Annotated in this window: 13 protein-coding genes and 6 tRNA genes; 1 reads left to right on the top strand and 18 read right to left on the bottom strand. The window is 56.2% G+C overall.

All coding sequences use genetic code 11. From position 1 onward, the window contains the following. Window positions 1-30 precede the first annotated feature (30 nt). A complete protein-coding gene (locus ACEQFP_RS07170; RefSeq protein ID WP_370547260.1) occupies window positions 31-1,410 on the bottom strand; it encodes a DASS family sodium-coupled anion symporter in 1,380 nt (459 codons plus the stop codon). Window positions 1,411-1,716: 306 nt separating this feature from the next. On the opposite strand from ACEQFP_RS07170, the gene gpmA reads away from it, so the two are divergent. Continuing rightward, a complete protein-coding gene (gene gpmA, locus ACEQFP_RS07165; RefSeq protein ID WP_068870523.1) occupies window positions 1,717-2,469 on the top strand; it encodes a 2,3-diphosphoglycerate-dependent phosphoglycerate mutase in 753 nt (250 codons plus the stop codon). Between the two features lie 49 nt (window positions 2,470-2,518). Here gpmA and aroG read toward each other — a convergent pair whose 3' ends face one another. The 17 genes from aroG to cydB form a co-directional block, all read right to left on the bottom strand. After that, a complete protein-coding gene (gene aroG / locus ACEQFP_RS07160; protein ID WP_035603754.1) occupies window positions 2,519-3,583 on the bottom strand; it encodes a 3-deoxy-7-phosphoheptulonate synthase AroG in 1,065 nt (354 codons plus the stop codon). A 546-nt stretch (window positions 3,584-4,129) separates the two neighbouring features. Further along, a tRNA-Lys gene (locus ACEQFP_RS07155) sits at window positions 4,130-4,205 on the bottom strand. A 247-nt stretch (window positions 4,206-4,452) separates the two neighbouring features. After that, window positions 4,453-4,528, bottom strand: a tRNA-Lys gene (locus ACEQFP_RS07150). Between the two features lie 248 nt (window positions 4,529-4,776). Further along, window positions 4,777-4,852: transfer RNA gene (locus ACEQFP_RS07145), tRNA-Lys, on the bottom strand. A gap of 147 nt (window positions 4,853-4,999) precedes the next feature. Next, window positions 5,000-5,075: transfer RNA gene (locus ACEQFP_RS07140), tRNA-Lys, on the bottom strand. 202 nt (window positions 5,076-5,277) lie between these two features. Beyond that, window positions 5,278-5,353: transfer RNA gene (locus ACEQFP_RS07135), tRNA-Lys, on the bottom strand. A 148-nt stretch (window positions 5,354-5,501) separates the two neighbouring features. Further along, window positions 5,502-5,577 (bottom strand) — tRNA-Lys (locus ACEQFP_RS07130). 173 nt (window positions 5,578-5,750) lie between these two features. Further along, entirely contained in the window at window positions 5,751-6,536 is a 786-nt protein-coding gene (gene cpoB, locus ACEQFP_RS07125; protein WP_005295388.1) for a cell division protein CpoB, read from the bottom strand. 23 nt (window positions 6,537-6,559) lie between these two features. Further along, entirely contained in the window at window positions 6,560-7,072 is a 513-nt protein-coding gene (gene pal / locus ACEQFP_RS07120) for a peptidoglycan-associated lipoprotein Pal (protein WP_005288881.1), read from the bottom strand. Window positions 7,073-7,118: 46 nt separating this feature from the next. Beyond that, window positions 7,119-8,411, bottom strand: a complete 1,293-nt coding sequence (gene tolB, locus ACEQFP_RS07115) for a Tol-Pal system beta propeller repeat protein TolB (protein ID WP_068870521.1) — start codon at window positions 8,409-8,411, stop codon at window positions 7,119-7,121. 147 nt (window positions 8,412-8,558) lie between these two features. Continuing rightward, window positions 8,559-9,755, bottom strand: coding sequence for a cell envelope integrity protein TolA (tolA, locus tag ACEQFP_RS07110; protein ID WP_109728376.1), 1,197 nt, complete (start codon window positions 9,753-9,755; stop codon window positions 8,559-8,561). 135 nt (window positions 9,756-9,890) lie between these two features. Next, window positions 9,891-10,313, bottom strand: a complete 423-nt coding sequence (gene tolR, locus ACEQFP_RS07105) for a colicin uptake protein TolR (RefSeq protein ID WP_005288888.1) — start codon at window positions 10,311-10,313, stop codon at window positions 9,891-9,893. 12 nt (window positions 10,314-10,325) lie between these two features. Further along, window positions 10,326-11,009: a Tol-Pal system protein TolQ gene (tolQ, locus tag ACEQFP_RS07100; RefSeq protein ID WP_035594717.1), complete on the bottom strand. Its 684-nt coding sequence runs from the start codon at window positions 11,007-11,009 to the stop codon at window positions 10,326-10,328. Continuing rightward, a complete protein-coding gene (gene ybgC / locus ACEQFP_RS07095) occupies window positions 11,006-11,410 on the bottom strand; it encodes a tol-pal system-associated acyl-CoA thioesterase (protein WP_005295375.1) in 405 nt (134 codons plus the stop codon). Before ybgC ends, tolQ begins: the two co-directional genes overlap by 4 nt. Before the next feature lie 144 nt (window positions 11,411-11,554). Beyond that, window positions 11,555-11,848 carry a cyd operon protein YbgE gene (gene ybgE / locus ACEQFP_RS07090; RefSeq protein ID WP_035595147.1) on the bottom strand — a complete coding sequence of 98 codons (294 nt, stop codon included), beginning with the start codon at window positions 11,846-11,848 and terminating at the stop codon, window positions 11,555-11,557. Beyond that, on the bottom strand, window positions 11,848-11,961 hold the full coding sequence (gene cydX / locus ACEQFP_RS07085) for a cytochrome bd-I oxidase subunit CydX (protein ID WP_005288900.1): 114 nt from the start codon (window positions 11,959-11,961) through the stop codon (window positions 11,848-11,850). Before cydX ends, ybgE begins: the two co-directional genes overlap by 1 nt. A 19-nt stretch (window positions 11,962-11,980) precedes the next feature. After that, window positions 11,981-13,120 (bottom strand): cytochrome d ubiquinol oxidase subunit II, encoded by a 1,140-nt coding sequence (gene cydB / locus ACEQFP_RS07080; RefSeq protein WP_005288903.1) that lies wholly within the window; start codon window positions 13,118-13,120, stop codon window positions 11,981-11,983. Window positions 13,121-13,135: the final 15 nt, after the last annotated feature.

Below are 13,135 nucleotides of genomic sequence, written 5' to 3'. Positions count from 1 at the left end.
CAACGGGGCGCTCGGCGGCGCCCCGCTGACTTAACGCCAGAACAGCCAGGCAAACAGGCTCAGGGCGAAGATGCTCACCAGGTTGAGCCAGAAACCGACGCGCACCATCTCCTGCTGGTGGATATGACCGGAGCCGAACACGATGGCGTTGGGCGGGGTCGCGACTGGCAACATGAAGGCGCAGGAGGCCCCGATCCCGATCACCAGCGTGAGCAGGCTCTCCGGCATGCCCAGCGCCTTGGCGACGGTGGCGAACACCGGCACCAACAGCGCGGCGCTGGCGGTGTTACTGGTGAACTCCGTCAGGAAGATGATGAACGCGGCCACCGCCAACAGAATGATAAACCAGTGACTTTGGCCGAAGATGTCGGCCATTCCACGTGCCAGGATGGCGCTCGCTCCCGACCCCTCGAGGATCAAACTCAACGTCAGGCCACCACCGAATAGCATCAGTACGCCCCACTCGGTGTTGCGCTGGATCTGATCCCAACTGGCGACCCCGCTGGCCCCGATCAAGACCGCCGCCCCGACGGCGACCAAGGTATCAAACTGCTTGATGCCACCCAACATGGCACTGATTTGGTTACTGAAGATCCAACCGATCACCGTCAGCGCGAAGATCAACAAGGCGATCACCCGCGATGCGGTCCATTCCAATTTTTCGACATGAAGCGTCACCTTATGCGAGAGATTGGGACGCAGCAGCAGGTAGAGTAGCCCCATCATCAGCGGCATCATCACCACCATCACCGGAATGCCGTACTTCATCCAAGTAAGGAAGTCGATCCCCAACTGGGCGGCGGCGATGGCGTTCGGCGGACTACCGACCAGGGTCCCCAACCCACCAATACTGGCGCTATAGGCGATCCCCAACAACAGGAAGACATAGGTATTGCGCTCACGCACCGGATCGAGATTAGTGAGAATCCCCAACGCCAGAGGCAACATCATCGCCGCTGTCGCGGTGTTACTGATCCACATCGAGAGCGCCGCGGTCACACTGAACAGCATCAGTACGGCGGTGCCCATCCGCCCACCGGCCAGTAGCAGCAACTGATTGGCGATCAACCGATCCAGCCCCTGCACATGCAGCGCCGTCGCCAGCACGAAGCCGCCGAAAAAGAGGAAGATGGTCGGGTTAGCGAATGATTTCAACGCCCCGCTGGCGTCCAATAACCCGAAGCCGATTGCAAGCAGAGGGATCAGCAGCGCGGTGATGGTCACATGCACCGCCTCGGTCAACCACAGCACACCGACGAAGATCGTCAGTGCCAAGCCCGTATTGGCCTTCTCGTCGAAAGGTAAGGTATGCAACAAAATTACTAACAGCGCAATGTCGAGCGCCATAATCAATAAACCCCGCTGCGAAGGCGGACTGGTCATCGCAGCGGTTAATGGGGTGGCATCCATGGGCAACCTCGCTATCCTAGAGTTATTTATTGTTAACATTTGAAACAAGGCATTAACTATAATCAACAATGCGCCGCCCTCAAACCCCGAAACGGTAAAAATGAGAGGCTGATAGGATCCTCGTCGCCACCCGCGCCCCACGGGGCGCGAAGGGGAATAACCTCCGCTCGCGCATCGACTACACTGAGACGGTGACGCCGCGCGGCAACACGGCAACACGTTTGCCGTCGCCATCGCGACCATTGCATTTCACAAGGTATAATGATAATTATTATCAGTATGCTAACGCAATTAAGGAGTCTCTCTATGGCTGTCACCAAACTGGTTCTGGTTCGCCACGGCGAAAGCGAGTGGAACAAGGAAAACCGCTTCACCGGCTGGACCGATGTTGAACTGTCGGATAAAGGGCGTCAGGAGGCCCTGGCGGCGGGACGCCTCTTACAGGAGCAAGGGTTCAGCTTCGACTTCGCCTACACCTCCGTGCTCAAACGGGCTATTCATACCCTCTGGCATATCCTGGACGAGATCGATCAACCCTGGCTAGCGGTCGAGAAGTCATGGAAGCTCAACGAGCGCCATTATGGCGCCCTGCAAGGATTGAATAAGGCCGAGACCGCTCAGAAGTATGGCGATGAACAGGTCAAGCTATGGCGACGCGCCTTCGCTATCACCCCGCCGGCCCTGACACCGCAGGATGAACGCTACCCAGGACACGATCCACGCTATGCCGCGCTGAGCAGCGATGAATTACCGCTAACGGAGAGCCTAGCCACGACCATCGAGCGCGTGATCCCCTACTGGCAGCAGCAGATCATGCCGCGCATCGCCGCCGGCGAGCGCGTGATCATCGCCGCTCATGGCAACTCACTGCGAGCCTTAGTGAAACACCTGGATCAGATCAGTGAGGCGGAGATCGTCGAGCTGAACATCCCGACGGGGGTGCCGCTGGTGTACGAGTTCGATGAACAGATGCGCCCGCTACGCCATTACTACCTCGGCGATGCCGCCGAGATCGCCGCCCGCCAGGCGGCGGTAGCGAATCAGGGCAAGGCAGGCTAAGCCCGCCTTGGGCGATAATGACGGTGCCGAGCTAGCGCCGTCAGCCATTTTATGCAACCGAATGGGCGCGACGCGCGCGTACCGCTTGAGCGAGCTGGCGTAACGCCCGCTCGCTATCTTCCCAGCCGATGCAGGCATCGGTCACACTCTGGCCATAGCGTAACGTGGCGCCGTTGTCCGGGCTTTGGTTACCCTCCACCAAATTGCTCTCGATCATCACGCCCATGATGGCACGCTCACCGGCGGCTAACTGGCCGCAGACATCCTCACACACCACCATCTGGCGCTGAAACTGCTTACTGCTATTGGCGTGACTGAAGTCGATCATTACCTGTGCGGGCAGCCCGGCTTGGCTGAGTCCCGCCTTCACCGCCTGTACATCGTCCGCACGATAATTCGGCTGGCGCCCACCACGCAAGATGATATGGCAGTCACCGTTCCCACTGGTGCTCACGATGGCCGAGTGCCCCCACTTGGTGACCGAAAGGAAACAATGCGGCGCCCCGGCGGCATTGATCGCGTCGATCGCCACCTTAATGGTGCCATCGGTACCGTTCTTGAAACCGACCGGACAAGAGAGGCCTGAGGCTAACTCACGATGTACCTGTGACTCGGTAGTCCGTGCCCCGATCGCCCCCCAACTCATCAGATCGGCCAGGTACTGCGGAGTGATCATATCCAAAAACTCACCCGCGGTCGGCATGCCACTGTCGTTGATCTCAAGCAGCAGGCGACGTGCGCTACGCAAACCATCGTTGATACGGTAACTACCATCCATATGCGGATCGTTGATCAGCCCTTTCCATCCCACCGTCGTCCGTGGCTTCTCGAAGTAAACACGCATCACAATCTCCAACTCACCGGCTAACGCATGACGTAGCGCCAGCAAGCGGGAGGCATACTCTTTCGCCGCCAGGGGATCGTGGATCGAACAGGGGCCAATGATCACCAGCAGACGATCGTCTTGCGCCTGAAGAATACGGTGAATGGCGTTACGGGTCTGCGCTACCGTCTGTGCGGCACTGTCGCTAGCCGGAAAGGCCTCTAACAAGGCCACTGGCGGTAATAACTCCTGGATCTGGTTGATGCGTAAATCGTCGTTCTGATAACTCATAGTGCGTCCATCACAGTCAGAGAAAAGGCTTGTCACAAGCGTTTCAATCTATCCGCTTTTTTACGCGCTTGTAAATGACTGACCCAGCAGGAGATTTTTTACATAATCACATGATTTAATTAAATAAAAATAATAAAGCAAAATATCAGGCTGGCTCCAGCGCTGTATTCACGCTATCGGGATGATGGATAGCCAGAGAAACAGACTAATTCACTACCAGTAAACCTGAGATAGCGGCGTGAAAGTGCAGAGAACAGGCCAAAATAGGCGAGTCGCCTGGACAAGAGGTGATGATCGGCGCGCTACGCCATAACGTCAGCTAACGAAATAGGCCGCATTGGGTCGCTGAATAATCACGGGGGGGAGGCTCGGCTTTCGTGCATCGATTGATCCATGCTACGCGATGTGATCCTTCACGCTAAACAAGGGGTTCTCATCGGGAGAATGGTGGGTCGTGCAGGATGACTCGGCTGACGCCTCGCCCTAATGGGCCATCGCTACGCGATGTTATCCTTCACGCTAAACACCGATTTTTCACCGGGAGAATGGTGGGTCGTGCAGGATTCGAACCTGCGACCAATTGATTAAAAGTCAACTGCTCTACCAACTGAGCTAACGACCCGCTCGGATAATCATTCGCCAACGGCCAATGATCTGATAAAAGGTATGACACGACGGAGCGTGTAAAACAGACGGGGATATCACCCTGGTGGCCTATCGCTACGCGGGGTTATCCTTGACGCTAAACACCGATTACTCATTGGAAGAATGGTGGGTCGTGCAGGATGACTCAGCTGACGCCTCGCCCTAATGGGCCATCGCTATGCGATGTTATCCTTCACGCTAAACACCGATTTTCACCGAAAGAATGGTGGGTCGTGCAGGATTCGAACCTGCGACCAATTGATTAAAAGTCAACTGCTCTACCAACTGAGCTAACGACCCGCTCGGATAATCATTCGCCAACGGCCAACGATCTGATAAAAGACATGACACGACGGAGTACGTAAAATACATCAGGAGACAACCCCGATGGGCTACCGCTAAGCGATATATCCCTTTACGCTAAACACCGATTTCTCACCGAGAGAATGGTGGGTCGTGCAGGATGACTCGGCTGATGCCTCGCCCTAATGGGCCATCGCTACGCGATGTTATCCTTCACGCTAAACACCGATTTTTCACCGAGAGAATGGTGGGTCGTGCAGGATTCGAACCTGCGACCAATTGATTAAAAGTCAACTGCTCTACCAACTGAGCTAACGACCCGCTCGACGTGCAATGCGACTCTGACTATCCATATCTCGGAATAAACGGCGGATGATCCAGGATAACTTGGCTGACGCCTCATCCTAGTGATGCCATCGCTAAGCGATGCAACCCTTCATGCTAAACACCGATTTCTCACTGAGAGAATGGTGGGTCGTGCAGGATTCGAACCTGCGACCAATTGATTAAAAGTCAACTGCTCTACCAACTGAGCTAACGACCCATACCAGAGTATGACTCACAGAAAAACCAGATGACCGATGTGGTCTGAGACGTAGTGTGCTAGCACACCTTACTCAGCGCGTCCCTTTCTCATCAAGAAAAGGGTGGAGAATGCAGGATGACTCGGCTGACGCCTCGCCCTAACGGGCCATCGCTACGCGATGTTATCCTTCACGCTAAACACCGATTTCTCACCGGGAGAATGGTGGGTCGTGCAGGATTCGAACCTGCGACCAATTGATTAAAAGTCAACTGCTCTACCAACTGAGCTAACGACCCGCGCTATGGCTTACTGCTGATTACAGAATATCATTCTAGACAAAGAATGGTGGCTCGTGCAGGATGACTCGGCTGACGCCTCGCCCTAACGGGCCATCGCTACGCGATGTTATCCTTCACGCTAAACACCGATCTCTCATCGAGAGAATGGTGGGTCGTGCAGGATTCGAACCTGCGACCAATTGATTAAAAGTCAACTGCTCTACCAACTGAGCTAACGACCCATTCTGTATGCCGCCGCGACTCGCTTTACAGTTTGTCTTGGCAACGGCGGCATATATTACCCATTTATCTCGACAGCGCAACCAAAAAATCTCATAACCGGGTCAATTGCTTGCACTTCATACATCCAGGCATGGAAAATAGCCAGAATGTCTACTCCCTACCCGACGACCCGTTATCCCAAACGCTTCTGCGCCAACTTGGCCGCTTCACTATTCGGATATTGCTTGAGCACTTGCTGGAATACGGCATGCGCTTTATCGCTCTGCCCCTTCTCCTGCATGATCACGCCGACCTTATACATCGACTCGGGCGCCTTAGGCGACTTAGGGTAGTTTTTCACGACCACGGCGTAATAATAAGCCGCATCATCCTTCTTCCCTTTACTGTAGTACAGCTGCCCCAGCCAGTAGTTGGCATTGGGCTGATAAGTCGAGTCGGGGTACTGTTTGATAAAGGTCTGGAAAGCCGAAATCGCCTGATCGTTCTGCTTCTTCACCAATACCAGATCGACGGCACGGTTATAGTCCGTATTGGCATCACCGCTGGCCGCTGCCGCCTGTGGCGCCGCCGCCGGTGCACTCGCCGCCGGTGCCGTACTATCGGCCGGTTGCGCGCTGGCCGCTGGCGTATTGCCCTGCGCCGCATTGCCGCTACTCAAGCTATCTATCTGCTGGTAGATCTGTTTCTGGCGTTCCACAATCTGATTCAGTTGATATTGGTTTTCCTGGATCTGCCCACGCAGAGTGTCAATATCACGCTGGTTATCGGAAAGCTGTTGTTGAAGTTGGGTCAATAACTGACCCTGAGCGTTGGTAATACGCTCGAGAGAGGTGACTCGATCTTCGACCGAGCCTGAGCCGACGCTACTGATTGGCGCTTGGGCAGTAGCGGCCCAAGGGGCCGCTACGCCAACCAGCAACGACAGCGCCATCACATGACGTCTGAAGTTACTGCTCATTCGTTACTCGTCTACACAAGAAATTAGTAAACCAGTACGGCACGACGGTTCTTAGCGTAAGCCGCTTCGTCGTGACCCAGCACTGCCGGCTTCTCTTTACCGTAAGAAACGATATCGATCTGATCGGCGCTAACGCCTTTACCCTGCAAATACATCTTCACCGCGTTAGCACGGCGCTCGCCCAGGGCGATGTTATATTCCGGCGTCCCACGTTCGTCGGTATGACCTTCTACGGTTACCTTGTAAGACGGGTTGTTACGCAGGAATGCCGCGTGAGCGTCCAGCTCCTGCATGTATTCCGGCGTTACATCATATTTGTCCAGACCGAAGTAAACGATGTTGTTTTTCTGGAGCTCCTGCATCTGCAAACGAGCCTGTTCCTCAGAAGAGAGATTGCTGCTGCTGTTTTCCATACCGTTGGCGCCCACGCCCATACCGGACTGATCGTCGTTGGTGTTTTTCTTAGAACTACAGGCAGCCACGGCCATGATCGGCAGTACTAGCATCAGCCCCTTGAGAACTTTGTTCAGTTGCATCTTATTGATCCTTTTAAATTTATATAAGTATAGTTTTATGTATGCATCACAGATACGGCGACCAGGCCGGGAACTTCACCTGACCATCCGTCGCCGGAAGACGCGCTTTAAAACGCCCATCAATCGACACGAGCTGCAACACGGAGCCCAGTCCCTGGGTAGAACTGTAAATCACCATGGTGCCGTTCGGCGCGATGCTCGGCGTTTCATCCAGGAACGTATCCGTCAGAACCTGAGTGGCATTCGTTCCAAGATCCAGTTTGGCAATGTGTTGCGCACCGGCGTTAGAGCTCACCATGACCAGGAATTTCCCGTCAGGGCTCACCTCGGCATCCTGATTCTGGGCACCTTCCCAGGTCAGACGTTGCGCGGCACCGCCATTGATATTGATTTTATAAATCTGCGGACGACCCGCCTGGTCAGAGGTAAAGGCCAGGTTTTGGCTGTCCGGGAACCAGCTCGGCTCCGTATTGTTACTGCGACCATCGGTCACCTGACGAATGGCGCCAGAAGCGAGGTCCATCACATACAGGTTGAGGCTACCCGTCTTCGACAAGGCGAAGGCCAGTTTAGTCCCATCCGGAGAGAAGGCCGGAGAACCATTATGGCGCGGGAAAGAAGCCACCTGACGGATAGCGCCGTTAGACAGCGTCTGGATCACCAGCGCGGAACGGCCGCTCTCGAAGGTGACGTAAGCCAGCTTGCTGCCATCCGGCGACCAGGCCGGAGACATCAGCGGTTCGGCAGAGCGATGCACCACGAATTGGTTGTAACCATCATAGTCGGCGACGCGCAGCTCATAGGGGAACTGGCCACCATTGGTCTGCACCACATAGGCGATGCGCGTGCGGAAGGCGCCCTTGATACCGGTCAGCTTCTCAAACACCTCGTCGCTGGCGGTATGAGCGGCATAACGTAACCACTGCTTGGTGACCTTATACTGATTCTGCGCCAATACGCTCCCCGGATTCCCGGAGGTATCCACCAGTTGGTAGGAGACCAGATAACTGCCGTCCGCCCCCGGTTGTACCTGACCGACCACCACGGCATCAATGCCCAGCGCCGTCCAGGCCGCCGGCGTCACCTCAGCCGCCGTCGCCGGTTGCTGCGGCATGCGGCTGGCATCAATCGGATTAAACTTGCCGCTGTTGCGCAGGTCGGCGGCGATAATACCACCAATATTTTCCGGCGCCGCGCCCGGGCCCATCCACTTAAACGGCACCACACCAATCGGGCGGGCAGAGTCCACCCCCTGGGTGATCACGATTCGGACTTCGGCATGGAGCACGCTGGCCCACAGGACGAGAAGCCCCACCATCAAACGAAACGCCTGCTTCATCTTATCTCCCTTATCCGACCCTCTGGCCACGATAATTAGCAGAATTTTAACAAAACAATCTCAACAACACTACATGCCACCTCGGCACGCCATCGGCGAAATCCGATAACCCTTCCGCGACAGGCACCCAGGTGTCGAGTCTCACCATCACTGCGGCTGGAACACCACCGGCGCGTTTTTAAACACCTGGTACACCGCCTCGCTCGGCGGCTTGGGATAGCGCGCCTGACGCGCGGCGGAGAGCGCCGCCTGACACAACGCCGGATCCCCGCCCTCTGCCTTCACATCGATCAGCAGGCCATCGGGCGCCAGCTTGATACGCAAATCACAGGTTTTTCCGGTATAACTGGGATCAGTATAAAACTTCGCCATGATTGCGCTCTTTATTTGATCCGCATAACCGCTAATTTCTGCACCGGAGGCCCCCGACGTCTTGCTATTCCCCTTACCGGCCGGGCCTGCCTTGCCGCTGTTACCCGGCGTGCCGCCGTTGGCGGTGCCTTTTGGTGCGTTCTTCGACGACGCCAGGCCGCCAAACAGATCATCGACCTCATCGGCCTGCTTCGCCGCCGCTGCTGCCGCCGCCTTCTTCTTGGCCTCGGCGGCCTTCTTGGCGTCGGCTTTCGCCTTCGCTTCAGTCTCCGCCTTCGCCTTAGCCTCTGCTGCCGCTTTGGCTTCCGCGGCGGCTTTCGCCTCCGCCGCGGCCTTCGCTTTCGCGGCGGCTGCCGCCTGTTTCTTCGCCTCTTCCGCCGCCTGCTTCTTCGCGGCCTCCTCGGCCTGTTTCTTGGCTTCTGCGGCGGCCTTTTTCACCTCTTCCTCGGCTTGCTTCTTCGCCGCGGCGGCGGCCTTAGCCGCCTCTTCTTTCGCCTGCTGTATCGCTAATGCGGCTTGCTTCTTCGCCTCTTCGGCCGCCTGCTTCGCCTCTTCCGCCGCCTGTTTCTTGGCCGCCTCGGCGGCCTGTTTGGCCTCTTCCGCCGCCTTGCGTGCGTCCTCTTGGGCTTGTAGGCGCTCTTTCTCTAATGCCTTGAGACGCTGTTGTTCTTCCGCCTGTTTACGCTGCATCTCCTGCGCCTGCTTCTCCGCCTGTTTCTGGCGTTGCTGCTCCGCGCGTTGTGCCGCGTTCTGTTGTTCTTGCTGGCGGTTATATTGCTGTACGACCGCGTTCGGATCGACCATCACCGCATCGATCGCCGAGCCACCGCCGCCGCCATCGCCGCCCTCACTCATCGGGTTATCTTGCAGCATCGATCCCCAGACCAGCAGCCCGATCAGGACGATGTGCAGAATCACCGAGATGATGACAGAGCGATTCAGCTTATCTTTTTGCTCAGTTGCGTTTCCCACAATTTTGATTCCAACCGCTAGTCGCTGCCTAGACGCCGCCGTGCTAGACGGCATCCACCGCACTGGCGTCGCAAAATAAAGACACGCAGCCCATACAGGCTGCATGTCTGCTTACACTATGCTGCAGCGAATCCGTTAAATCGGCTGCGTCATCAGACCGACCGAAGTCACACCCGCCTGATGCAATAAGTTGAGCGCCTTGATGATCTCATCGTAGGGCACCTCTTTGGCGCCACCGATCAGGAAAACCGTCTTCGGATCCGCTTTAAGCTGCGCCTGCGCCTCGGCGATCACCTGTTCCGGCGGTAACTGTTCCATACGGTTATGATTAACCACCACAGCGTACTGCCCCACACCGGAAACCTCAACGATCACCGGAGGGTGATCATTACTGCTGACGGTCTTGGAGTCCGTCGCATCCGGGAGATCCACCTCTACACTCTGCGTAATGATCGGCGCCGTCGCCATAAAGATCAGCACCAGCACCAACAGCACGTCGAGCAGCGGGACGATATTGATTTCCGATTTGAGATCGCGCCGTCCACCTAATCTTGCCATGCTATCCTCGACTTACTTACCATCAGCGGCAAAGGCCTGGCGATGCAGAATGGCGATGAACTCTTCCATGAAGTTTTCATAGTTCTGCTCCAGCTTATTCACACGCAGATTAAGACGGTTATAGGCCATTACGGCAGGAATAGCGGCGAACAAACCGATCGCCGTCGCGATCAACGCCTCGGCGATCCCCGGTGCCACCATCTGCAAGGTCGCCTGCTTCACGGCGCCCAGGCCGATAAAAGCATGCATGATCCCCCAAACGGTACCGAACAGGCCGATATAGGGGCTGATCGAGCCGACGGTGCCCAGAAACGGAATGTGGGTCTCCAACGCCTCGACCTCGCGATTCAGGGAGATGCGCATGGCGCGCGATGCCCCTTCGATCACCCCTTCCGTCGCATGGCTGTTCATCCGATGCAGACGGGCGAACTCTTTAAAGCCCGCGTAGAAGATCTGCTCCGACCCATTCAAGGTGTCACGTCGGGTCTGGCTCTCCTGATACAGGCGAGACAGTTCGATGCCCGACCAAAATTTATCCTCGAAAGCTTCGGCGTCACGCGTTGCCGCGTTCAGGATACGGGTGCGCTGGATGATGATCGCCCAAGAGGCGACCGAAAAGCATATCAATACCAGCATGATAAGCTTTACCAGCACGCTTGCTTTCAGGAATAAATCCAGAATATTCATGTCAGTCACTGCTTAAACTCCGCGACAATAGACTTAGGAAGCGCGATCGGCTTCATTAGATTTTGATCGATACATGCAATCAGCACATCGGCCCGGCTGAGAACCAAACCTTCTGAATTAACGATGCGCTGCGCAAACGTAAGGGAAGCCCCCCGCAGCGCGGATATCTCGCTCTCCACCACCAACAGATCGTCCAGGCGGGCGGGAGCCAAATAGTCCACGGTCATGCGACGGACCGCAAAAGCGACATGCTCAGTCAGTAACTGTTGCTGACTAAAATGGTGTTGACGCAGCATCTCCGTGCGCGCTCTTTCATAAAAGGCGACATAGCGTGCATGATAAACAACGCCACCGGCGTCGGTGTCTTCAAAGTAAACCCGTACCGGCCATCGAAATACCATATGACTCACTCTACATCCCAGTATAGCTAAACAACGCGGATACTATACGCAAGTGAAATCGGGTTGGGAATGGGGGAGAAAGGGGAGAACTAAAATAATTATGGGCCACGGAATGGCCCATAGGGAAGTAAACGGTTACTGACCTAACTCAGCTTAGAGAAAGAAGAAACCGAGACCGGCGGCCAGCACGATCAAGGCCGGCAGTGGCGAAAAGAAGGCGCGCCACCAGGCGCGTTGCGGACGGAAACCGACGCCGTGTACCACACCGCAGCAAACCGCCCACATGATCAATAACCCTTGCCAGATCTCCAGGGCACTGGTTTTCGCCGCGAAGCGTGTCGGATCCCAAAAGATACAACCCGCCAGAACCAGTGCGAGGATGAGGGAAAGGGCCCGTAACGGGCCCTTGTCCATCAGGTTATACAGCTTATCTGCCAACCCGGTCATCATTTACCGTCTTGGGCCGCTTTCTTAGCCTCGCTGTTCTCGATCGCCATCGCGGTGATGATGGCGAAGAAGCAGGCCATAAGCGTTCCCAAAACCCAGGCAAAATACCACATGCTTAAGCTCCTCAGCGGATCAGTACAGTGAGTGATTGTTGTTTTCGATGTAGTTCTTATCCAGTCGGCCAAACATCTTGTAGTAACTCCAGATGGTGTACAGCAGCACGATAGGAACGAAAACAATCGCCACGACGGTCATCACCTTCAGTGTCAGCAGACTTGAGGTGGCATCCCACATGGTCAGGCTCATGCTCGGGTTAGTGATGGACGGCATCACGAACGGGAACATGGTAATACCGGCGGTCAAGATCACACAGGCGATGGTCAGCGAGGAGAACAGGAACGCCCAGCCACAACGATCCAGACGCGAGGTCAGGATGGTCAGCAGCGGCAGTACCACGCCCAACGCCGGGATCAGCCACAGGATCGGGTGCGCCTCAAAGTTCACCAGCCAAGCTCCCGCCTGATGGGCGACTTCTTTATGCAGCGGGTTAGACGGTGCGGCATAGTCCAGCGCCGAGGTCACGATATAACCATCGATCCCTTTCACCACCCATATCCCGGCCAGCAAGAAGGCGACCATCATGATCAGCGCGCAGATCTGCGTCGCCGCTCGGGCGCGCAGACGCAGTTCGCCGGCGGTCTTCATCTGCAGGTAAGCCGCGCCTTGTACCAACAACATGGTCAGGCTGACAACCCCGGCCAGCAGGCCAAACGGGTTAAGCAGCTGGAAGAAGTTACCGGTATAGAACAGACGCAGATACTCATCGATGTGGAACGGTACCCCTTGCAGCAGGTTACCGAAGGCCACGCCGAAGACCAGCGCCGGCACGAAACTACCGATAAAGATGCCCCAGTCCCACATGTTACGCCAACGCGGATCGGTGATCTTCGAGCGATAGTCGAAGCCGACCGGGCGGAAGAACAAGGCTGATAGCACCAGGATCATCGCCACATAGAAGCCGGAGAAGGCGGCGGCATACACCATCGGCCAGGCGGCGAACAACGCCCCGCCGGCGGTGATCAACCACACCTGGTTGCCGTCCCAATGTGGGGCGATGGCGTTAATCATCACCCGGCGCTCGGTATCGGTCTTCCCGAGGATGCGGGACAGAATCCCAACCCCCATGTCAAAGCCATCGGTGATGGCAAACCCGATCAGCAACACACCGACCAGCAGCCACCAGACAAAGCGCAATACTTCATATTCGAACATAGTGTGGACTCCTGT

Origin of the sequence: Edwardsiella sp. A.80236 (genome assembly GCF_044540725.1) — a bacterium.
GTDB classification, from domain to species: domain Bacteria; phylum Pseudomonadota; class Gammaproteobacteria; order Enterobacterales; family Enterobacteriaceae; genus Edwardsiella; species Edwardsiella tarda.
This window is presented reverse-complemented; position numbering and strand designations above follow the sequence as displayed.